This is a genomic window from Jeotgalibacillus sp. 10bf12, assembly GCF_055597105.1.
Genome location: NZ_CP200276.1, coordinates 295,578 through 317,053, shown reverse-complemented (window position 1 = coordinate 317,053; position 21,476 = coordinate 295,578). Strand labels below are relative to the sequence as shown.

22 protein-coding genes and 1 riboswitch are annotated in these 21,476 nt (G+C 44.7%); of the genes, 12 read left to right on the top strand and 10 right to left on the bottom strand.

Translation table 11 applies throughout. The annotated features are described in order from the left end of the window. Positions 1–183: 183 nt before the first annotated feature. The 3 genes from DH10bf12_RS01440 to DH10bf12_RS01430 all read right to left on the bottom strand — a co-directional run bounded on the left by DH10bf12_RS01440 (position 184) and on the right by DH10bf12_RS01430 (position 1,639). Positions 184–375, bottom strand: a complete 192-nt coding sequence (locus DH10bf12_RS01440; RefSeq protein WP_374096966.1) for a YwbE family protein — start codon at positions 373–375, stop codon at positions 184–186. A 92-nt stretch (positions 376–467) separates the two neighbouring features. Then, positions 468–1,361, bottom strand: a complete 894-nt coding sequence (locus tag DH10bf12_RS01435; protein ID WP_471736849.1) for a manganese catalase family protein — start codon at positions 1,359–1,361, stop codon at positions 468–470. 62 nt (positions 1,362–1,423) lie between these two features. Beyond that, complete coding sequence (locus DH10bf12_RS01430; RefSeq protein WP_471736848.1) at positions 1,424–1,639, bottom strand: YuzF family protein; 216 nt, start codon at positions 1,637–1,639, stop codon at positions 1,424–1,426. 433 nt (positions 1,640–2,072) lie between these two features. On the opposite strand from DH10bf12_RS01430, the gene DH10bf12_RS01425 reads away from it, so the two are divergent. The 6 genes from DH10bf12_RS01425 (at position 2,073) to DH10bf12_RS01400 (ending at position 7,146) form a co-directional block, all read left to right on the top strand. Beyond that, positions 2,073–2,258 (top strand): hypothetical protein, encoded by a 186-nt coding sequence (locus tag DH10bf12_RS01425; RefSeq protein WP_471736847.1) that lies wholly within the window; start codon positions 2,073–2,075, stop codon positions 2,256–2,258. Positions 2,259–2,275: 17 nt separating this feature from the next. After that, positions 2,276–2,578, top strand: coding sequence for a DUF4212 domain-containing protein (locus DH10bf12_RS01420; protein ID WP_471736846.1), 303 nt, complete (start codon positions 2,276–2,278; stop codon positions 2,576–2,578). A 71-nt stretch (positions 2,579–2,649) separates the two neighbouring features. After that, positions 2,650–4,326 (top strand): sodium:solute symporter family protein, encoded by a 1,677-nt coding sequence (locus DH10bf12_RS01415; RefSeq protein ID WP_471736845.1) that lies wholly within the window; start codon positions 2,650–2,652, stop codon positions 4,324–4,326. Further along, a complete protein-coding gene (locus DH10bf12_RS01410; RefSeq protein ID WP_471736844.1) occupies positions 4,295–6,169 on the top strand; it encodes a DUF294 nucleotidyltransferase-like domain-containing protein in 1,875 nt (624 codons plus the stop codon). The genes DH10bf12_RS01415 and DH10bf12_RS01410 overlap by 32 nt, the downstream gene beginning before the upstream one ends. Positions 6,170–6,183: 14 nt before the next feature. Continuing rightward, positions 6,184–6,834: a 3'-5' exonuclease gene (locus tag DH10bf12_RS01405; RefSeq protein ID WP_471736843.1), complete on the top strand. Its 651-nt coding sequence runs from the start codon at positions 6,184–6,186 to the stop codon at positions 6,832–6,834. Positions 6,835–6,933: 99 nt separating this feature from the next. Continuing rightward, positions 6,934–7,146: a hypothetical protein gene (locus DH10bf12_RS01400; protein WP_471736842.1), complete on the top strand. Its 213-nt coding sequence runs from the start codon at positions 6,934–6,936 to the stop codon at positions 7,144–7,146. A 262-nt stretch (positions 7,147–7,408) separates the two neighbouring features. Here DH10bf12_RS01400 and DH10bf12_RS01395 read toward each other — a convergent pair whose 3' ends face one another. Next, positions 7,409–8,782, bottom strand: a complete 1,374-nt coding sequence (locus DH10bf12_RS01395) for a dipeptidase (protein ID WP_471736841.1) — start codon at positions 8,780–8,782, stop codon at positions 7,409–7,411. 627 nt (positions 8,783–9,409) lie between these two features. Between DH10bf12_RS01395 and DH10bf12_RS01390 the strand changes: the two genes are divergently transcribed. The 3 genes from DH10bf12_RS01390 (at position 9,410) to DH10bf12_RS01380 (ending at position 13,241) form a co-directional block, all read left to right on the top strand. Further along, on the top strand, positions 9,410–10,681 hold the full coding sequence (locus DH10bf12_RS01390; protein WP_471736840.1) for a hemolysin family protein: 1,272 nt from the start codon (positions 9,410–9,412) through the stop codon (positions 10,679–10,681). A 348-nt stretch (positions 10,682–11,029) separates the two neighbouring features. Further along, positions 11,030–11,133: riboswitch (SAM riboswitch) on the top strand. Between the two features lie 80 nt (positions 11,134–11,213). Beyond that, positions 11,214–12,272, top strand: coding sequence for an LLM class flavin-dependent oxidoreductase (locus DH10bf12_RS01385; RefSeq protein ID WP_471736839.1), 1,059 nt, complete (start codon positions 11,214–11,216; stop codon positions 12,270–12,272). A 12-nt stretch (positions 12,273–12,284) separates the two neighbouring features. After that, positions 12,285–13,241: an ATP-grasp domain-containing protein gene (locus DH10bf12_RS01380; protein WP_471736838.1), complete on the top strand. Its 957-nt coding sequence runs from the start codon at positions 12,285–12,287 to the stop codon at positions 13,239–13,241. A gap of 46 nt (positions 13,242–13,287) precedes the next feature. On the opposite strand, the gene DH10bf12_RS01375 is transcribed toward DH10bf12_RS01380, so the two are convergent. Next, positions 13,288–14,094, bottom strand: a complete 807-nt coding sequence (locus DH10bf12_RS01375; RefSeq protein ID WP_471736837.1) for an alpha/beta fold hydrolase — start codon at positions 14,092–14,094, stop codon at positions 13,288–13,290. 167 nt (positions 14,095–14,261) lie between these two features. Here DH10bf12_RS01375 and DH10bf12_RS01370 point away from each other — a divergent pair, with 167 nt between their 5' ends. Then, entirely contained in the window at positions 14,262–14,582 is a 321-nt protein-coding gene (locus tag DH10bf12_RS01370; protein ID WP_471736836.1) for an ArsR/SmtB family transcription factor, read from the top strand. A 97-nt stretch (positions 14,583–14,679) separates the two neighbouring features. Next, a complete protein-coding gene (locus DH10bf12_RS01365; protein ID WP_471736835.1) occupies positions 14,680–15,534 on the top strand; it encodes a permease in 855 nt (284 codons plus the stop codon). A 152-nt stretch (positions 15,535–15,686) separates the two neighbouring features. On the opposite strand, the gene DH10bf12_RS01360 is transcribed toward DH10bf12_RS01365, so the two are convergent. The 4 genes from DH10bf12_RS01360 to DH10bf12_RS01345 form a co-directional block, all read right to left on the bottom strand. Next, positions 15,687–15,971 carry an iron-sulfur cluster assembly accessory protein gene (locus tag DH10bf12_RS01360; RefSeq protein ID WP_471736834.1) on the bottom strand — a complete coding sequence of 95 codons (285 nt, stop codon included), beginning with the start codon at positions 15,969–15,971 and terminating at the stop codon, positions 15,687–15,689. 98 nt (positions 15,972–16,069) lie between these two features. After that, a complete protein-coding gene (arsC, locus tag DH10bf12_RS01355; protein WP_471736833.1) occupies positions 16,070–16,489 on the bottom strand; it encodes an arsenate reductase (thioredoxin) in 420 nt (139 codons plus the stop codon). 219 nt (positions 16,490–16,708) lie between these two features. Further along, positions 16,709–18,004: an arsenic transporter gene (locus DH10bf12_RS01350; RefSeq protein WP_471736832.1), complete on the bottom strand. Its 1,296-nt coding sequence runs from the start codon at positions 18,002–18,004 to the stop codon at positions 16,709–16,711. An 18-nt stretch (positions 18,005–18,022) separates the two neighbouring features. After that, positions 18,023–18,370, bottom strand: a complete 348-nt coding sequence (locus DH10bf12_RS01345; RefSeq protein ID WP_471736831.1) for an ArsR/SmtB family transcription factor — start codon at positions 18,368–18,370, stop codon at positions 18,023–18,025. A gap of 462 nt (positions 18,371–18,832) precedes the next feature. On the opposite strand from DH10bf12_RS01345, the gene proC reads away from it, so the two are divergent. Beyond that, positions 18,833–19,642, top strand: coding sequence for a pyrroline-5-carboxylate reductase (gene proC / locus DH10bf12_RS01340; protein WP_471736830.1), 810 nt, complete (start codon positions 18,833–18,835; stop codon positions 19,640–19,642). A gap of 259 nt (positions 19,643–19,901) precedes the next feature. Here the strand turns inward: proC and DH10bf12_RS01335 are convergent, their stop codons facing one another. Further along, entirely contained in the window at positions 19,902–21,458 is a 1,557-nt protein-coding gene (locus tag DH10bf12_RS01335; protein WP_471736829.1) for an ABC-F family ATP-binding cassette domain-containing protein, read from the bottom strand. Between the last annotated feature and the right edge of the window lie 18 nt (positions 21,459–21,476).

Genomic DNA, 21,476 nt, shown 5'->3' with positions numbered 1-21,476 from the left:
GAAAATGACTGATGTTCGGCGGGAAATATTGGCGGTTCGACGCATCGCAGGGAGTGTTCGACGAATAAACCCGATCGTTCGCCGGTGACGACATAAACTTCGCCACTTCACGTCATTAGACCTATCCTGCGCTCAAAAAAACGACCCGGAAGCCAAGCCTCCCGAATCGCACAATCATAAAAATCAATATACCTTCTTCACCCGGCCAACCTGTCCATCCTCAAGACGTACCTTGATCCCGTGTGGATGACTTGGAGAGTTTGTTAAAATATCTTTTACAGTACCAGCTGTCAGGTTGCCTGATCGCTGGTCTTTTTTTAAGACGATATCGACCTTTTTACCAGGTGCAATATCGCTGCGCTTTTGTCCATTCATTCGTTTATACCCCGCTTCACTTTTTATATCATATAGTATAACAAAGAAAAGCGGGCGTATCTCTGCTTATGATTATCCTCTGAGGTCTTACGCTACATATTTGCTTTCAGTCTTTTAGCGATCTGCTCGTACAGATCCCGGTCGATACCAGGTGCGAATTCCTCCGGAAGATCGTGCAGATCAGGGATGTCACCGCCGTCTTCGGGAATTCCTTCTTTCACGATTAGCGGCTGTCCATTGGCAGGGTTTGTGCCTTTCCAAATTTGCTTAATATCTTTATAGTCATTGTCACTCCAGGTGAAAAGAACGTTCCCTACACCCTGGTCTTCATACTTTCTGGCGTGATCAAATACCCGGTTATCAAGGTTTGGGATCGGCAGCATTTTCGTCAGATCAGTGCCGGTAGCAATCTCAATGGCTTTGGCGTAAGCAAGAATATGAACGCCTCCCCGTACAAGCAGATAACCAATCATTTCCCTGGCAGTAGGGTGGTCAGTCATTTCATACACTCTCATCTTATGTGTTCTTGCTCCGATTTCTAAAAAGAAATTATGAAGCAAATCAAGGATCAGGTTACCGCTTGAAAATACATAATCACCCCGCCACGCATTGCCCATCGAATCTCCTGCAAGTGAGGTTTGTGCAGTTGCGATAAATGAATAGGTGTTTCTTTTATCTGTTGCGTTACTGAGTGGTGTTAAGTCGGGCGCAGCGGTAAATGTGGTTCCCTTGGAAACGAGGTTGATGGTATTACTGACCAGCTCCACATGACCGAATTCTTCTGCTGTAATACTGGCCACAAGGTCATAAAAAGGCTTAAGCTTATGCTTTTGTCGGAAGTTAAATGACTGATACATATAATTATTCAATGTTGACATTTCTCCAAATTTACCACCAAGCAGCTCCTGGACCGCTGCTGCTGCATTTGCATCACCGTATTCAGGAGCCGGTAAATCGATCAGTAATTTATTTACGCGCTTAAACATGCAGTTCCTCCTTTGAATGGAAGCTCTGCTAACTGTATGAAGCGTGAGAGATATTTATGCTTTTATGATGGAGAGATCCAGACAATTTCCTGGGTCCGAATAAAAAAGGGAACCTGATTGATTTCAATGACAATATGATCTGGAGCGGCACTCGTCAGCATTCCCTGTACAGGATTTTTAGTGGTTTGAACTGTAATCATCGTACCGACCAGTGAATTTAACGCCTGATATACAAAAGGGTCATAATTGCTAACAAACGTAAGCTGTTGTTCGTTCATGAAAACATCTCCTTTTCAGAATGATGTAGTATATGCAAAAAAAATTAAAAAGGTTTCCTGTAATAGTACAGATGATTTGAATACGAATAGAAGGTGTTATGGTAAGTTTCTAAAATAGTACAGGTAAGTAGCTGGTATATGAGACAGGACTTTGGACCTTTTTACCATTGTGAACAATTCTTGACATCAGGTGCTAATTAAATGAATAATGGAAAAAAGGTGAATATTCATTCTTCTTGTGGATTTTTGAAAACTGGCTGCTGATTTCCTCTTCATGCGGATGCCGCGGCAGCGGGCTTAACGCCCAGTCTCTATCTGACCGTTTATGTCACAGGAGTCACCGCTCTATGCTCTAATCATCAGCTCTACAGAATCACAGATCTTTTCATTAGTTATCCAGCAAAATGTTAACGCTTACAAAAAGGAGGATTATATGTTCTCGGTGTGGTTTTTAGGAATACTGACAGTTGTATCGGTTTTTCTGGCTTTAAAGCTTAAGAAAAAACGGCTGCTTTTGACACCGTTGCTTGGTGTAGGTGCATTAATCATCATAGAGATTATGAAAGTGCCAATGCCGTTTTGGGATACGATCACATTTATCTTCGACTTAAGAGGTTAATGCAGAGGAGGAGTATCATGAAGAAAATTGACAAGAAGGTAGCAGATTCCTATTTTAAGACACGGACGACGCTCATCATGATTTATCTGACGATCGGTGCAACGGTCTCATACGGCGTTGTGCTGTTTGCTGAGCCGCTGTCTGAGTTCTCTTTTAACGGAATTCCGTTCCACTATTATATGGGTGCCCAGGGCGCGGTTCTGACCTTTATCATTCTGCTGTTTGTAAATGCGATTGTCAGCGACCGTGTTGATAAGAAATATGGCATTGATGAAGCGAAGAATGAATCGATTGGTTCGGGGAAAACTGTCGACCATTAAAGGGGATCTGACTGAAAGAATGGTTCTCTAGACAACTAATAGAATGAATGTCATTCAAAGGGGGATACAGAATGGATAGTCAGTTTATTGTTTCACTGTCCTTTATACTGATCACATTTGGACTTTACATAGGAATCGCCATTTATAATCAGGCGAAAGTAACATCAGACTTTTACGTAGCAGGTCGTGGCGTGCCGCCAATTTATAACGGGATGGCAATTGGTGCTGACTGGATGAGTGCTGCTTCATTCATTGGTATGGCCGGAACTGTCATGGTCATGGGGTATGACGGACTTGGCTATATCATGGGTTGGACAGGCGGTTATTTACTATTAACCTTCCTGATGGCGCCACAGCTTCGTAAGTATGGGCGTTATACGGTTCCTGAGTTTATCGGTGACCGTTATGGGAGTAATCTTGCCAGATTGATTGCTGCTGTTGCAACGATCATTATCAGTTTTACGTATTCAATTGGACAGATGTCAGGATCTGGTGTTGTCATCGGACGTCTGCTTGAAGTAGATTACCGGGTCGGTACGATAATCGGTGCGTGCCTGATTGCCTTTTATTCAGCACTTGGGGGGATGAAAGGGATTACCTGGACGCAGGTCGCACAGTATTGTGTACTAATCACTGCGTATCTTGTACCTGTTATTTTTATGGCGCTTCAGCTGACAAATAATCCGCTGCCATGGATTTCCTATGGATCAGTCATTGAGGAAATGAGGGTACTCGACCGGGAGCTTGGGATATCTGAATATGTGGTTCCATTTACAGAAGGAACCAAGTGGCAGTTCCTGGCGCTGATGTTCACGCTGATGGCAGGTACTGCAGGACTTCCTCACGTAATTGTACGTTTTTACACAGTATCAACAATGAAGGCTGCCCGTTGGAGTGGTGCATGGGCGCTGTTATTCATTGGTCTTCTATATCTCTCAGCACCAGCATATGCTGCATTTTCACGTTTTATCCTGATGACGCAGGTCGCAGGTTCACCAATTGACCAGCTTCCTGCATGGACAGCGTCATGGGTGGATACCGGCATGCTGCAGGTTGCAGATACGAGTGGGGACGGCGTACTGCAATGGCAGGAGCTTCAGATTGCAAATGATATTGTCGTGATGGCGACGCCTGAAATTGCAAACCTTGGTATCTTTGTCATCGGTCTGATGGCAGCAGGTGCGATGGCTGCCGCACTTTCAACGGCCGGTGGTCTGATGATTGCCATTTCAGCATCACTTTCACACGATATTTATTTCCGTTCAATTAATCCAAATGCGTCAGATAAAAAGCGCCTGTCAGTTGGACGCTGGTCGATCGTCCTTGCTTCACTTGCAGCAGGTGTGATTGCACTGAATCCGCCAGGTGCGATTACGCAGATTGTTGCGTGGGCATTTGCGCTTGCTTCCGGATCATTCTTCCCGGCACTGCTGCTTGGTGTATGGTGGAAGCGATCGAATGCCAAAGGGGTTATTGCCGGCATGCTTGTCGGTTTATCAGTGACACTCGGTTATATTTTCGCAGCTAAATTTGGCGGATTTACAATCTTAGGCATTATTGACACAGGAGCCGGCGTCTTCGGTGCTTCGGCTGCGATTATTGCAAACGTAGTCGTATCACTTGCGACGAAGCCGCCATCACAGAAGATTCAGGAAGAGGTTATTGACCTTCGTTATCCTGAGCAGATGACATACCGGGATGGAGAGGTGTGGCTTGATGACGGAAACGACGTACCGCCATCCAAGTGACGGTGAATCAATCAAAGCATTTATCAAAGAGACACCGCTTTTTAAAAACAGATCTGAAAGTGAGTTCAGCCGGCTTTATGACCTTTGTCAGGAGCGGCAGTACGACCAGGGTGTTTTAATTGCGGATGCGCGTAAAAAAAGGGAAGGGATTCTGCTGATTACATCAGGGCTTGCTGAAGTATATGCAGCAGGGTTCCGGGATGAAAGAGAAGTGCTTGAATTTGCAGGTCCCGGCGAAATTGTCGGGCTTGCAAGTATCAGCACGATGCTGAAACCATCGGATGAACCCGTTCATACCGTTGAGATTTTAGCACTTGAAACCACCCAGGGTTTATTTATTCCATATAGTGTACTGAAAGAGCTCTGGGGGGAGCCGTCGGTACAGCAGTACTTTTTGGAAAAAGCAATCTTCCGGCTGCAGGATGTGTATCAGTCATTGACTGAGCAGATGCAGCACGCGGGGTGGCTCGAACAGCAGAAGCAGGTATTTCAGCGGGTGCAGGACATGATGTCCTCCCCGCTGCTTACCATTTCACCTGACAGTACAATCGAAGAAGGCATCAGTTTTATGGCGCGTCACGAACTGAGTGCTGCCGTATATGTAAAAAATGAAGTCCCTTATATTGTGTCGATGAGAGAAATGATGAAAGCGATCTCTGAAAAAGTTCCGCTTACTGCACAACTGTCAGAGATTGGCCGGGAATGCGCCGTCATTAAAAGAAGTGCATTTTATTATGATGCGCTCGCTGTTTTTCAAATGAAAGGCGACCTGCGCCACATCGTGGTACTTGATGAAAGAGAGCGTCCGATCGGCATGCTTACCCTTTCAGACGTCTTAAAGCAGCGTCACAGATCCATCCAGCATCTGATGAAAGAAATCCAGTCAGTTGATCCGTCATCACTTGAAAAACTGTCAGAAGATCTGAAAAAAATGGCTTCACAGCTGATTGCTGAACGTGCGAGTGTCCGTATGTTGTCTTCAGCTATGACACCGCTTTTTGATCAGCTGACAGGAAAGCTGCTGAATGATGCGGTTAGAAATACCGGGGAGCCGCCATGCGAATTTGCTTTTTATCAGATGGGCAGTGCGGGCCGTGCGGAGCAGTTCCAGATGACGGATCAGGATCATTTTCTTGTATTTGAACGGAATGGTGAGAAAGAAGAGGCTTATTTTGAAAAGCTGGGCTCAGAAATCACGTCTTTGCTTGAAAAAGCCGGCTTCAGATTATGTGACGGTCATATGATGGTCAGCAACCCGATGTGGAGAGGCTCTGTGACTGACTGGCAGCAGCGGATCAGAAGGTGGGCACTTCGCTCTACACCACAAAACATCCTATACGCCTATAACTTTTTTGCGATGAGATGGCTCTATGGAAATGCCGAGGTTCATTACGTTTTTATGCAGGGGCTGAAAAAAGAACTTGATCACTCCGGTGTACTGCTCAGGCAAATGGCAGAAGAAATTAAATCAGCGCCGATCCCCTCCATAGACCACCGGATCAGAAGCTTTATTTTACGGGAAGGAAAAGTCATTGATCTGAAAAAGCAGGTGCTTTTTCCGTTCCATCATGCACTGCAGATCAGCTCAATCCGAGCAGGCATATTAGAAGGATCAACAGCTGAAAGAATCACAAAGCTGACGGAAAAAGGGAAGATTGAAGAGGATGCAGATCTGAAAGAAAGCATTGATTTTATCATTTCATTGAACCTTCAACGCAAGCAGGAAGGAACGTCAGAAGTCCGCCCGGATCAGCTGACTTCAAGAGAGAAAGCCTTACTGTCAAAATCACTTGAAACGCTGCGCTATTTTCAACAGGCAGCAGTTAGAGAAATGGGTGTGTAAAAGGAGGTGGCACCATGGCGATATGGTCAAAGAAATTTGATGATCAGCTCATCACAGATATTCCGCTTTCCACACCGCTTGAAGAATTGAATCTGCTCGTCATAGATACTGAAACAACAGGGTTTGCAGTAGGTAAAGATGACAGAATGATTGAAATTGGCGCGGTACCGGTGAAGGGGCTGAAGGTGCTTGAAAAAGAGTCTTTTCAGTCGTACGTGAACCCGGGCAGAGACATCCCGCCTGTCATTACAGACCTGACGTCGATCAAACAGTCAGACGTAGCAGATGCACCTGAAGCGTTGGAGGTCATTGAAGCACTTTTTGACAAAGGGAAACAGCTCGGGATTCATGCGCTTGCCGGGCACTATATTTCATTTGATCTGCTCGTATTCAAACATGAGCTCAGGAGAAACTCACTCCGCTATCAGGAGCCACCGGCAATGGATACACTCGACCTGCTTTCCTATCTCGTACCGACCTGGGAAATGAAGGACCTTGCCTATTATGCGTCTGTCTTTGAAACGAGAATGTATGACCGGCATACAGCACTCGGAGATGCACTGACAGCGGCCTACCTTTTTTGTGAGCTGTGTGAGCGCGTGAAAGAGAGAGGTATTACAACCTGGGGAGAGCTGCTGGCGCTCCGCTCGTCAAGAACACCGTGACAAATTTTTAACAATATGCTGGGGATGGTTTGAAACATTTTGTTATGTGGGAATAGTAAGGTGCACGAAGTAAATTGAACAGAGAGAGGATTGTCAGAAATGACGCTTCAAAGCATTTTACAGGAATTCCATACATTAAAAGCGGAGTCCATTCCAGTAGACTTACTTGATGAAAAATATGCTGATTTGATGATCCGGATGGAACAGTCCTATGAAATCCCTGATGTCATCACAACGGAATGGGAAGAGAAAAATAGATCAGTGAGTACGGTGTACAGGTTAATTGCGAGTAATCGGCTGATGGATACTTAAATAGTGTGATGAGAACCGTTTGGTGACGCCGGACGGTTTTTTATATGGCGGTGGCCGGTTCAGGAGATTTTTGTCGGTGTTCAGGAGATCTCGTGGGTGGTTCCGAAAATTACAGCTGGTGTTCATGACATTACATACAGCGTTCAGGAGATTTTCATCGATGTCCCCGAGATTATGTGAAAAGACCCAACTCTCTCGCAGCACCATAGTCATTTCCCAGCACAAAAAACCGCCGCTCCCAAATGAGCGGCGGTCAAAAACCTTATTTCTTCAAAATCTCTGGCAGCGTACTGTAATAATCAGCAATCACCCTTAGTCCCTGATCAAAATTCTCTAAGTGGAAATGTTCATTTGGTGCATGGAAGTTCTCTCCCGGCAAGCCGAATCCCATCAGTACAATCGGCTTCTGCAGGATCTGATCGAACGCTGCAACGATCGGAATCGAGCCGCCGCCGCGAATGAACTGAGTCGGCACGCCGTACACTCTCTCATAAGATGCACCGGCAGCCTGAATGGCAGGATGGTCGTAAGGTGTGACATAAGGAGCTCCTTTATCAAATGGCGTTACTTCAACTGTGACACCGGGTGGCGTGTGCGCTTCAACGTGCCTGGTCAGCAGTTCGACGATTTCATCAGGATCCTGATGCGGTACGAGGCGGCATGTAATTTTCGCATGCGCCTCATTTGGCAATACAGTTTTAATGCCTTCCCCTTCAAATCCGCCCCACATCCCGTTAATTTCTAATGTTGGACGTGTCCACATGCGTTCAAGAGATGTATAGCCTTTTTCACCGAACAGCTCTCCTACTTCAAGCTCTTTTTTCAAGTTTTCATCTGAAAAGTTCAGCGCTTCATAGGCTGCTTTTTCTTCATCAGTAAGTGGCTCGACTTTATCATAAAAGCGGTCTACCTGAATCACGCCGTTTTCATCACGGAAAGAATCAAGGAGGCTGACAAGCGCATGAAGTGCATTCTGCACAGCGCCGCCATAGAGACCTGAGTGAAGGTCGCCTTTTGCACCCTTTACATCAATCTGAACACCTGCAAGTCCCCGCAGACCATAGCAGATCGCCGGTTGTCCTTTTTCCTGCATGCCAGTATCTGAAATGACAATCACATCTGATGACAGCAGGTCCTGGTTTTCTTCAACAAACTTAGGCAGGTTTACGCTGCCGATTTCCTCTTCACCTTCAATCAGGAACTTCAGATTAACTGGCAGACTGCCGTTTTCCTTCAGTAAAGCTTCTGCAGCCTTTATATGCATAAAGGATTGTCCCTTATCATCTGTTGCGCCGCGGGCAAAGATTTTGTTGTCACGGATTGCAGGCTGGAAGGGTTCAGTTTCCCATAAGTGCAGCGGATCAACCGGCTGGACGTCGTAGTGTCCATAAACGAGAACAGTTGGTGCCCCTTCAGCATGCAGCCAGTCTCCGTAGACGACAGGGTGGCCGGGTGTCGGGATGATCTGGACATTTTCCATACCAATGTTACGCAGGTTTTCAGCGATCCATTCGCCACCTTTTAATGTATCCTGTTTGTGCTCTGAAAGTGAGCTGACGCTTGGGATTGAAAGCCATTCTGTTAGTTCTGCTAAATGCCGGTCACGGTTATCGTGAAAGTATTGATCTAATGCCATATTAAAACACTCCTTTAATTAGGTTGACAGCGGGTTAGTGATTTGTTATGCTATTGGTTGATCGTTTTACGGGAGCGGTTGTCAGGCGGATATCGCCAACCGCCATCATTTAATAACAAGGTCTGGAAATCCAAGGCCTGAATTCAGCGACTCACCTTCTGAGTTTGCTAAGCAGTTAAGCTATTTCACCGATTGAAGCAAAAACCCTCTAAACATACCGGGGTCGTTGCCCGGAGACAGTACTTCAAACTACTACGCAGTAACTGTGCACTTCTAAAGGTTCTATCTCACCGAACCGATTCAGACCAAAAATTCCAGATTACTTTATGAACGACTTGAACGTTTTAAAGTAGTATCTGATTCACACTGGCGCAGCTTCGGAGCTGCAAGGACGAAAGAGAGGTTAGGGCTTTCGTTGTTTTAGGTATTATGTAATGCCGCTCCCGTAAGGCAGATCACCAATCCTCTTAACATTACTCCTAAATGAAAATCATTTCAATTTTCTTTCCATCTAAATCCAAAAAGATTGACTTTTCAGTGAATGATAGTGGAATTTTTATGCGGGATAGTATACGCTAGTTCTATCTAATTTTTTTACATATCGCTATTTTATCAGGAGGAATATCGTTGGAATTTATAGCCATAGCTGCATTGCTTTTAGCCTCATTCTTTTTATCAGGTAGTGAGACAGCACTGACTGCTGTTAATAAAATGAAGGTTAAAACCCGTGCTGAGCAGGGTGATCGTGCGGCTCAAAAGCTGTTGAAACAGGTGTCAAAGCCGGATCAGATGATTACAACCATTCTGATCGGGAACAATATATCAAATATTCTTTTGCCTGTGCTCGTAACAATTATTGCAATTGAATACAACATTGAAGTTGCACTCGCAACAGGGGTTCTAACTGTTACTCTGATTATTTTTTCCGAAGTACTGCCGAAAACAATCGCTGCTACTTTTGCTGACAGGATCGCCTATATCGTCGCGCCTGTGATTCGTGTTTTAATGGTTATTTTTAAACCAATCACATGGTTTCTTTCTAAGTTCACAAATATTGTGATCCGGATCCTTTCTAGAGGTGACATTAAAGAAGCCACTATCACAAAAGAAGAGCTGCGTACAATGGTTGATATTGCATCAACTGAAGGAACTTTCCTTGGAGATGAATCCCTGCGAATTAAAGGTGTTCTTGATTTCCAGAAAAAAGACGTAGGCGATGCAATGAAGACGCCGCGTGTTGACATTATTGGTATTCCAATTGAAACAACTTATGAAGAAGTACGTGATTACGTGATTGATAATCCTTATACGCGCTATCCCGTATATAAAGAAAATATGGATAATATCGTTGGGGTGTTTCATTCAAAGCAGGTGATTGAATGGTCACTGACGCCGGAGAAGCCGCTGACAGAGTTTATGGATAATGATCCGCTGTTCACGGTAGAGACCACTTCGATTGAACGCATCTTCAAACGTATGCTTCAGGCGAAAAAGCATTTTGCGATTGTGCTTGATGAGTATGGTGGAACGCTTGGGATCATTACGCACGAAGACATCATCGAAGCAATGATCGGTCAGGAGATTGCTGATGAAAATGATGATGAGGAAGAATCGTGGATTGACGAACTGACTGACAGAACGATTGTCTGTCACGGAAAGCTTAATATTAACCGTTTAAATGAAGTGTTTTCAACTAAAATTCCTGAAGAGCAGGACGTGCTTGCAGGATTTGTGTTAAAAGAAATCGGTCACTTGCCTGAAGAAGGCGACGAATTCGATTTTCAGCATCTGCGTTTTTCCGTGCTTGAAATGGAGAAAAATAAAATTACAAAAGTCCGTATTGAAAAACGAGTCATTGATGGGATTGCGGATGATAAAGATATTGATACTGAAAGCTGATGGCAATTGCCGTCAGCTTTTTTCTATATCTATGTATTCATTATAAAAATCATAAATAATAAAAACCATAAAAATTGAATCGTAACACTTCAGTTTATTGAAATCTAAGTGCAGTGGAGTGAAAGGCGGCGACTACGGGACGAATAGAGGGAAGCTGAGACCCCGGAAGCCGCAGGCTGAGGAGGCTCAGCAACCTCCGTCCGGAAAGCGTCCGCCTGAAGCGCAGCGAAACGATTAAATGAGCCTTTTAAATTTATGTTTCGCTGGACGAATGGATTAGAAAATTCACACATTGGGTCTTGACTAATACCAAGTGATGTTATAGGATTAGCGTATTAAAGTGAATAGCTCTTATCGAGAGTGGTGGAGGGATATGGCCCTGTGAAGCCCGGCAACCGCTGACTTAGTCAGAAAGGTGCTACATCCATCAGGCATTGCCTGAAAGATAAGACAGGAGTTCTGAGGTTTCTTCTTCTGTCTGTCGCAGAGGGAGTTTTTTTATTTTATGAACTAACAAGGAGAGTGGATCAGGATGAAATACGGTTTCTGGCTTCCGATTTTTGGCGGGTGGCTTCGTAATGTTGAAGATGAGAATATGCCACCGACATTTGATTATGCGAAAAAGGTCATTCAGTCAGCGGAGATGTGGGGTTATGATACAACGCTGATTGCTGAACTTTATCTGAACGATATAAAAGGACCGGAGCGCGACTCGATTGAAGCCTGGTCGACTGCAGCTGCACTTGCAGCGGTTACAGAAAAAATTGAAATTATGACGGCGATCCGTCCGGGGTTCCATAATCCGGCAGTCGCAGCAAAAATGGCATCAAATATCGACCACATTTCAAATGGCCGGTTCACACTGAACGTTGTATCTGCCTGGTGGGCTGAAGAAGCGAAGCAGTATGGCGGTGCTTTTACAGAGCATGATGAGCGCTATGAACGTACAGATGAATTCCTGACAATTCTAAAAGGGTTATGGACAGAAGATACATTCAGCTTCAAAGGGAAATATTATGATATTGAAAATACAAAGCTTGAGCCAAAACCGGTTCAGCGGCCAAATCCGATTCTTTATGCAGGCGGTGAAAGCCCGCGGGGTAAGCAGTCGATTGTTGAGCACTGTGATTCATATGTGATGCATGGCGGAACCGTTGAAGAGATTGAAACGAAAATTGCTGATATGAAATCACGCCGCGCAGCAGCTGGAAAAGATCCATTTGGTTCATTTGGAATGGCTGCATTTATTGTGTGCCGTGACACAGAAGAAGAAGTGCAGGCTGAGCTTGAGCGCATTACGGATGTAAAAGATGTGAGCGGATATGCGGGCTACAACGATTTTGTCAGCAAATCACAGCTTGAACAGCAGGTGAAGCTGATGGATTACTCTGTATCAAACCGTGGGCTGAGACCGAACCTGATCGGGACACCTGAACAGATTGCTGAGCGTATTATTGAATTTGAAAATGCAGGACTGGACCTGTTACTGCTTCAATTCTCTCCGCAGCTTGAAGAGATGAAGCGTTTTTCTGAAAAGGTAATGCCACTGGTTGAAGAAAAGAGAAAAATTCATCAGGAAATCAACATTTAGGGGGAATTCAGCATGGCTAAAGCATATATACTGCATGAAAATGATGAGTGGACAGTTCATTTAACGAAAAGGCTGGATGAACTGAATGTACCTTATGAAGTATGGCACCTTGATGAAGGCATTGTTGATTTGACGCAAGAGCCGCCGGAAGGCATTTTCTACAGCAGAATGAGTGCTTCATCACATACGCGCGGTCACCGCTTTGCACCGGAATTGACTGAATCAGTGCTTGCGTGGCTCGAGCAGCACGGCAGAACAGTGCTGAACGGCTCGCGTGCACTGCGTCTCGAAGTCAGCAAGGTCAATCAGTATACGGCACTTCAGCTGAATGGGATCAAAACACCTGATACAATCGCAGCGGTTGGACGCAAGCAGATTATCGAAGCGGCTGAAAAGCTTGATAAGCCTTCATTTATTACAAAGCACAACCGCGCAGGTAAGGGGCTTGGCGTACAGCTTTTCCATTCAATTGACGCACTGAAGCAGTATGTGAACGGTGATGATTTCGAACTGCCGGTTGACGGAATTACATTGATCCAGGAATACATTGAATCACCTGAATCTTATATCACGCGCTGTGAATTTGTAGGCGGGAAATTTGTGTATGCAGTCCGTGTGGATACTTCTGAAGGATTTGAATTATGCCCGGCAGATGCGTGTCAGATTGATGATCTATTCTGCCCGGTTGGTGAAGAAGTGGAAGAGAAGCCGAAATTCCAGGTGGTAAAAGATTTTAATGAGCCGCTATTGATCACACAGCTTGAGTATTTCCTCGCAAAAAATGATATTGCAGTAGCAGGAATTGAATTCATTAAAGATGCTGACGGCGAAATTTATGTGTATGACATTAACACAAATACGAATTATAATGCGGATGCTGAAGCAGCGTACGGTACTTTCGGAATGCTTGAGCTTGCGAAGTTTTTGAAGAAGAAGCTTGAGCGCGAGTATTCGGTTGTGGAAGCTTAAAACATTGCATTTGAAAAGCCCTGTAAAACAGGGCTTTTTTTATTGATCAATTACGCAAAAACTGTAGAATCTCTGCGTTCAGCTTTTCAGTTTCTTCGAAAACAAGGCCGTGACCGCTTTCTTCGAATTTAACAAGCTCTGCGTTTTGCAGGTGAGACTGCAGATACTCAGAAAAATCGATTGGGCAAATCTCATCGTTTGTACCATGAAGCAGCAGAACAGGAACTGTCACGTGCTCAAGGTCGCCGCGTCCATCTTCATCTCTGAGGGCTTCGGCGGAATGAATGGTCCCATGTGCAGATGCCTGAAGACCGAGTGTACCAAACCAGTGCCTGAAAGCTTCTGACGGCTCCTGGTGGAAGAACATATCACCGAATTCCTCTAAGAAAGCCGGACGGTCTTTTTGAATGCTCTCAATCATCCCGTCGATTTCTTTGGCTTCAATGCCATAAGGGAAATCATCTGTTTTTGTAAAACGTGGTGCAGCAGGAGCAAGCAGCATCAGCTTGGAAACGGCATGCTGCTGGTGACGCGCCATATATCTGAGCGCAATCGGTCCGCCCATTGAAAAACCTGCCAACACTGCATTCTCTAATCCCAAATGGTCAATCACTGCTTTTATGTCATCCGCTTTCCGGTCATAGTTATAACCGCTCCAGGGCTTGTCAGATTGGCCATATCCTCTAAGGTCAATTCCGATAAAACGATAGCCCAGGTTAACGATTTCATTAATTTGATATTCAAACATGCGGTGATTGACCGGCCACCCATGAATAAAAATAACCGGTTGACCTTCACCGATATCCTCTACAAATAAAGATACACCTTTTTCAACTTCAATTCGATGCGACATTAAAAAACCTCCTGAATTAAGATAATAGTTGTATACCCGAAACTTTTTAATATACACCAATCTATGTCAATCACTAAATCAAATTAATTTGATTTAGTGATTGACATTGTGTTGTTGCAGGAATATGATTGTTATATCAAATAAAATTGATTTAAGGAGGACCTGAAATGTCATCACAAATGATTGAGCCAAATGAAGAAACATTTGTAAAATACGAAAAGAAATTTAAAGCGCTTGCTGACCAGAAAAGACTGGAGATTTTACACCTGATTCAGCAGCACCAATCACTGTGTGTATGTGATCTGGCAGAACATATTGATATGCCGCAGTCTAAATTATCCTATCATTTAAAACAGTTGCTTGATGCAGGCTTTTTACAGGTGGAGAAAAAAGGGACGTGGAATTATTATTCCATTAGAGATGAAGGCATTAATGAAGTGTTATCGCCTGCATTATGTTGTCTGTTCAGGAATAATGACAGCTGCTGATTGATTCTACCGGGAAAATGAATGCCCGGAGTTTATATAATACATCAAAAAAAATTGATTAATAAATCAAAAATAATTGATATAAGGGGTGGGATAATTGTTAACTTCATTTTTATGGATTGCACTCGAACTTACACTGTTGTTTGTTATCATTTCATTCGTTTTATCTTTACTGCAGTCAGTGATCCCGTATAAAAAAGTGGAGCATTATCTGAGAACGCGCTCAAAATGGAAAGCAGGATTGTTTGCAATTGTATTCGCATTTATCACGCCATTTTGTTCCTGCTCGACGATTCCGGTAGTGGTGAATATGCTGCGAAATAAAGTGCCTTTCGGATTAACCATGGTATTTTTATTTGCTTCACCACTCCTAGACCCGACAATTCTCACTGTTATGGGTGTGATACTGGGGTGGCAGACAACAGCTATTTATACGATTATTACAGCTGTCTTTTCTCTCGTGTTAGGTTTCACACTGGAAAGGTTCGGTTTTGAAAAATACGTAAAGCCGGTAATGGTGGAAGGATATCAATCAACGCACAAAAAGTGGGAAGTAAAGCGGGCTTTTCAGGAAACTGCACAGATGATGAAATCAGTATTCCCGTTTTTAATAATAGGTGCTGCAATTGGCGCAGGTATCCACGGGCTTGTACCTGCCTCATTCATTGCTGAAAACTTTGGGCATCAGGCATGGTGGCTGATGCCGCTTGCGGCACTTCTCGGCATCCCATTATACATCAGGTTATCAAGTATGATTCCGATTTCTCAGGTTTTGCTGTTAAAAGGGATGGCACTTGGTCCGATTATGGCATTGCTGATCAGTTCAGCAGGAGCGAGTCTGCCTGAAATAGTACTGTTAAAATCTGTTTTCAGTATCCAGCTGGTTGCTGTGTTTGTACTATCAGTTCTAACCATGGCTTCAATATCAGGATTTATTTTTTACTTTATTTAAAGGAGGTGACAGAAGATGTTGAAAAAACTGCTTTCAATTGTAAAGCCGGCTAAGAAAGAAAACTGCTGTAAAGTGAAGATTGTGGAAGTGAAGGAGAAAAACTGCTGTTAATAAAAAACATCCGGAACAGTAATGTTCCGGATGCAGTCATTTTACATAATCTGCTCAGGTCCGCCGGTCATCACAATTCCCCGGCCTTCAGGTGTATCCTGAACATCAAGCGTCAATTCTTCTGCGACGAATAAAATCTGCGGATCAATCGCTACTTTAATACCATTAATCGTCTGCATCACATCATTTTCCTCCGGTACATCGAAAGATAACCCAATTTCAGGACTGCCTTCTCCCTGACCGGCGAAATAAACGCGGATGTTTTCAGATTCATATTGGTGAAACAGCGTTTTGAAAGCTTCTTTTGCTTCATCTGTAATAATCATGTTTGTCTTCCTTTCTCACATAAGCTTATATATTTATGATGTGTGAAAAGGAAGATAAACGCAAGTATGATGCTGTTTTTCTGGTATGATTCGTCAGCTTATTTTCCTGTTTCAGCAAATTCTTTCATTCTTGAGCCGATCTCATCACGCACGCGCTGGAAGAACGCCCATTTTTCTTCTTCAGTTCCTTCCGCTTTAGCGGGATCATCAAAGCCCCAGTGTTCACGTTTTACATGTGGTGGTGTGACAGGGCAGTGATCTGCGGCATGTCCACATAGTGTAACCACAAGATCAGCGTTATTCAGAATCTCGGGATCAATTGTATCTGAAGTCTGGTTTGAAATATCAATGCCCGCTTCGTTCATCGCCTTCACCGCATTTGGGTTGAGTCCGTGCGCTTCAAGTCCTGCGCTCAGGACATTCCACTCATTGCTTAAATATTTCTTCCCCCAGCCTTCAGCCATCTGACTTCTGCAAGAGTTACCTGTACATAGGAAATATAATGTTTTTTTAGACATGAGAAACACTCCTTGGAATTTTGTATTGTTCTTTAAAACCGCTGCCACTCTCCGTGGAGGACTGCGCTTTCCTGCCCCCGGGCGCTGAGCCCGCAGGCTTCGCCATGCTCGGTCTCACCTGTCCCTTCCTGGGGCGGGAGTCTCCGTCCTCCACTACGAGAGGCAGCTGAGATTTACTCAATACCTAGTGATGATTTAATAAAATTTCATAATATGTGATTACAAAATAATCAGCAGCCACAGATACAATCCGAACAGTGTGATAAACAGCGTCGGGATTGTCAGGATGATCCCTACTTTAAAGTAGTATCCCCAGCTGATGTTAAAACCTTTTTTACTCAGCACATGCAGCCATAATAGAGTTGCAAGCGAGCCGATTGGTGTAATTTTCGGTCCGAGGTCAGATCCGATGACATTTGCATAAATCAGTGCTTCACGCACAGCGCCGGTTGTTGAAGTTTCCTGGATCGCCAGTGCATCGATCATGACAGTTGGCATGTTATTCATAATGGAAGACAGGAAGGCAGCAATGAATCCCATTCCCATCGTTGCAGCAAGCAGTCCATGATCAGCTGTTGCATCGAGTACATCTGCAAGCAGGCTGGTTAAGCCGACATTTCGCAGTCCGTAAACAACAACGTACATACCGATTGAGAAAAACACAATGGCCCATGGCGCATCTTTTACAACAGTGGTCGTATTGACAGCCGGGCTTCTTCTTGCAATCAGCAGGAAGAGGATGGCGATGGTACCGGCAACAATCGATACCGGAATTTCAGCGAATTCACTTGTGAAGTAGCCAACGAGCAGAATTGCCAGCACGCCCCATGACAGGCGGAACATTTTCGGGTCCTTCAGTGCTTCACTTGGCTTTCGCAGCTGTGATAAATCATAATTTTCCGGAATACTTTTACGGAAAAACAGCCAGAGCACGAGAATACTCGCCCCGATACTGAAGAAATTTGGAATGATCATCCGGCTTGCGTACTCAGCGAACCCAATGCCAAAGACGTCAGCAGAAACAATGTTGACCAGATTACTGACGATCAGCGGAAGGGAGGCTGTATCAGCAATAAATCCGCTGGCCATAATAAATGGTAAAATCATCGCTTCTTTAAAGTTCAGGTTTCGGACCATTGCAAGTACGATTGGCGTCAGAATCAGTGCGGCACCGTCATTTGCGAAAAATGCTGCAACGAGTGCGCCAAGTAGTGTGACGTAAATAAACATTCTGATCCCGCTGCCTTTTGCAAAACGCGCCATATGCAGTGCGGACCATTCAAAAAAACCAATCTCATCTAAAATTAATGAAATAATGATGAGTGCGACAAATGTCAGCGTGGCGTTCCAGACGATCGCTGTTACATCAGCGACATCCTGCATGGAGACGACGCCTAAAATCAGTGCGATCACTGCACCACCCATTGCAGAGTAGCCGATGCCAAGTCCTTTAGGCTGCCAGATGACAAGTGTTAACGTAATAAGAAAAATCAGTATAGCTAAAAATACATCCATGACGAAACTCCTTTAAGTTTAGTTACAGGAAACTCGCTTTCCCTGCTCGATCAGCTGTTTAAGATGATGATCCTGCGCAGGCAGCTGTTCTAAAATGCTGTGAATCATGTCATAGCCTTCAAAGGATTCATTCAGCGAATACACAATCCACTGTCCTTTACGCTGCTCCTTGATCATCCCGATGTCCTTCATTTTCCGGACATGCTGGCTGACTGACGGCTGACTCATCTGAAAGATTTCGACGAATTCACATACACAGCAGTCATGATCTGCAAGAATACGCAGCATCGTCAAGCGCGTTTTATCACCCATCAGCTTTAAAGCGGCTGAAGCTTTTTCAATTGAAATGGCTTCCTTTGCGAGCATGGCTCACACCTCCATTTAGTTCATCCGCTGATTAGTATATAGGCATATGCTTATATGCGCAATGTGTTCGTCTGAATTTAATTGTAAATTTTATATTACAGGCGGTGGATGGTTTGATTTTTACCGGAGTTGCACCAATTCACCGTCAGGATGTCGCGATATACCCGGGGATTTGCACCTTTCACCGCTGAACTTGTATCGATTCACTCAAATGGTGTTTATATCCGCCATAATGTGTGCATCAAGACACCCTCTTCATGCCCTTAAGAAACATGACAGCGTTTTAGATAGAGCTTTCAGGGAAAATATGAGATAGTAAACAAAACCGGCATGAAAGGGAGATGGACAATGGAAGGATTCCCGTTATTCAGCACATCGCTGATCTTAACAGTCGTCACAATTGCAGTCATTACGGCAGGCATTTTATATATCAGCTCAAGAGCAAAGAAGTAGGAGGATCACATGACACAAATCGGATTTATAGGATGCGGGAAAATGGCACAGGCAATGATCGGCGGCATGATCCGCTCCAAAACAGTCAAACCCTCATCGATTATCGCAAGCGCAACAACCAAAGAAACAAGAGTGAAAGTATCAGATCAATTTGGCATTGAAGTAACAGGTGACAACGCGAAAGTAGCTGAGGAAGCAGATCTGTTATTTCTGGGCATTGCTCCGGGACTTCACAGGCAGATCCTTGAAGAAATCCAATCTCATTTGTCAGCAGATACAGTGATCATCACAATCGCAGCAGGGCTTACGACTGCTGATATCTCTGCATTTGCCGGCAAAACACTGAAGGTCATCAGAACGATGCCGAACACACCCTCACTTGCAGGAGAAGGCATGTCGGCGATCAGCGTCAATGATGAAGTTACAGAAGAAGAACTTGAGGCAGTGCTCAAACTGTTCCATTCATTCGGTAAAACAGAAGTAATTTCAGAAGATCTGATGGATAGCATCCCGGCAATCAGCGGCTCATCGCCGGCCTATGTCTACATGATGATTGAAGCCATGGCAGATGGCGGCGTCCGTCAGGGGCTCAAGCGTGATCAGGCTTACAGACTCGCAGCCCAGGCAGTACTCGGCGCAGCGAAAATGGTCCTTGATACCGGCAAGCACCCCGGCGAATTGAAAGACCAGGTGACCTCACCCGGCGGCGCGACCATTGCCGCAACAGAAGCACTCGAAAAACACCGCTTCAGAGGCGCAATCTTAGAAGCGATGGAAAGCTGCACGTCTACAGTAAAAGAATTAGGAAACAAAAAATAAGCAGCGCCCGCGGGCACTGCTTATTTTGGTGTGTGAAACAAATATAATCTTCCAGTACAATCTTGTTTTTACGCTCTAAATCAAAAGAAAAAGAAGGTTAAGGCAGCCCATCCAGCTGAGCCTTGGAGTGGGGGACGGAGACTCCCGCCCCAGGAAGGGACAGGTGAGACCTTGGATGCGAAGCATTCAGGGGCTCACCGCCCGGGGGCAGGAAAGCGCAGTCCCCCACGGAAAGGCTCAGCGATTTTGATTAAAACCCCTAAGCGTTAACCTTCTCGCTCCACTCCTCAACATTCCAAGTGCGCGTCGCCCAATCCTCATAAAAATCAGGCTCGTGGCACACAAGCACAATCGTCCCATTATACGCCTTCAACGCACGCTTCAGCTCTTCCTTCGCCGTCACATCCAAATGATTCGTCGGCTCATCAAACAGCAGCCAGTTACTCTCATGCATCATCAACTTACACAGGCGGACCTTCGCCTGTTCGCCTCCAGACAGCTGGTTCATCTGTCGGGTAATATGTTCATTTTTCAATCCGCATCTCGCCAGTGCAGACCGCACCTGGTTCTGATCCATGCCAGGGAACTCGCTCCATACATCCTCGATCGGCGTGATCGCTTTTGGCTTCATTTCCTGTTCGAAATATGATGGATACAGAAAATCACCATGAATGACTTTTCCGCCAATCGGATCAAGCTTACCCATAATTGTTTTCAAAAGCGTTGACTTACCGACACCGTTGCAGCCGACAACCGCGATTTTTTCACCGCGCTCAATATCAAGCGTCATCTTCGGCAGAAGCGGCTCATCATAACCGATTTCAAGGTTTTCAGCTTCTATTACATAACGGCTGCTGCCGCGGGATTCCTTGAATTCAAATGTTGGCTTTGCAGCTGTTTCAGGACGGTCGATCCGCTCGATCCGGTCAAGCTGTTTCTGACGGCTTTTTGCTCGGCCGGTTGTTGAATAACGCGCTTTATTTTTTGCAATAAAATCTTCCTGCTTTTTAATGAATTCCTTCTGCTTTTCATACGCCTGCAGGTGCTGATTTTTGTGAAGCTCAGCAAGCTCAATAAATTTATCATAGCTTGCTGTATAACGATTCATACGGGCAAACTCAAGGTGCAGGATAATATCAACTGTATCGTTCATGAAGTTCGTATCATGAGAGATTAGCAAAAATGCATGAGGATAATCCTTCAGATACATAGACAGCCAGCGGATATGCTCAACGTCAAGGTAGTTGGTCGGCTCATCCAGCAGTAATACTTTTGGCTTTTCAAGTAAAAGCTTTGCCAATAGCACCTTTGTACGCTGACCACCGCTCAGTGCAGATACGTCACGGTCAAGGCCGATTGCATCGAGACCAAGTCCACGTGCGACTTCCTCGATTTTAATATCAAGCGTATAGAAGTCACCTGCATCCAGCGCATCCTGGATCTCAGACATTTCCTCCAAAAGTGTTTCGAGCTCTTCAGGTGTGGCATCTGCCATTTTACCTGTGATTTCATTCAATTCTTCTTCCTTTTTAAATAGAGGAAGATAGGCATCCCCAAGTGTTTCGCGCATCGTACGGCCAGGCGTCAGCTGTGTATGCTGATCCAGGTATCCGTAATGCGTACCGGGCAGCCATTCCACTTTTCCTTCGTCGTGAATAAGCTCTCCCGTTAATATATTCATCAGCGTTGATTTACCAACGCCATTTGCACCGACAAGTCCAATATGTTCACCGGCTAATAACCGGAAAGAAACGTCTTTAAAAAGCGTGCGGTCTCCAAATGAATGGGACAGCTTACTTACAGTTAGTACACTCATGTTCGTCCTCCAAAATCA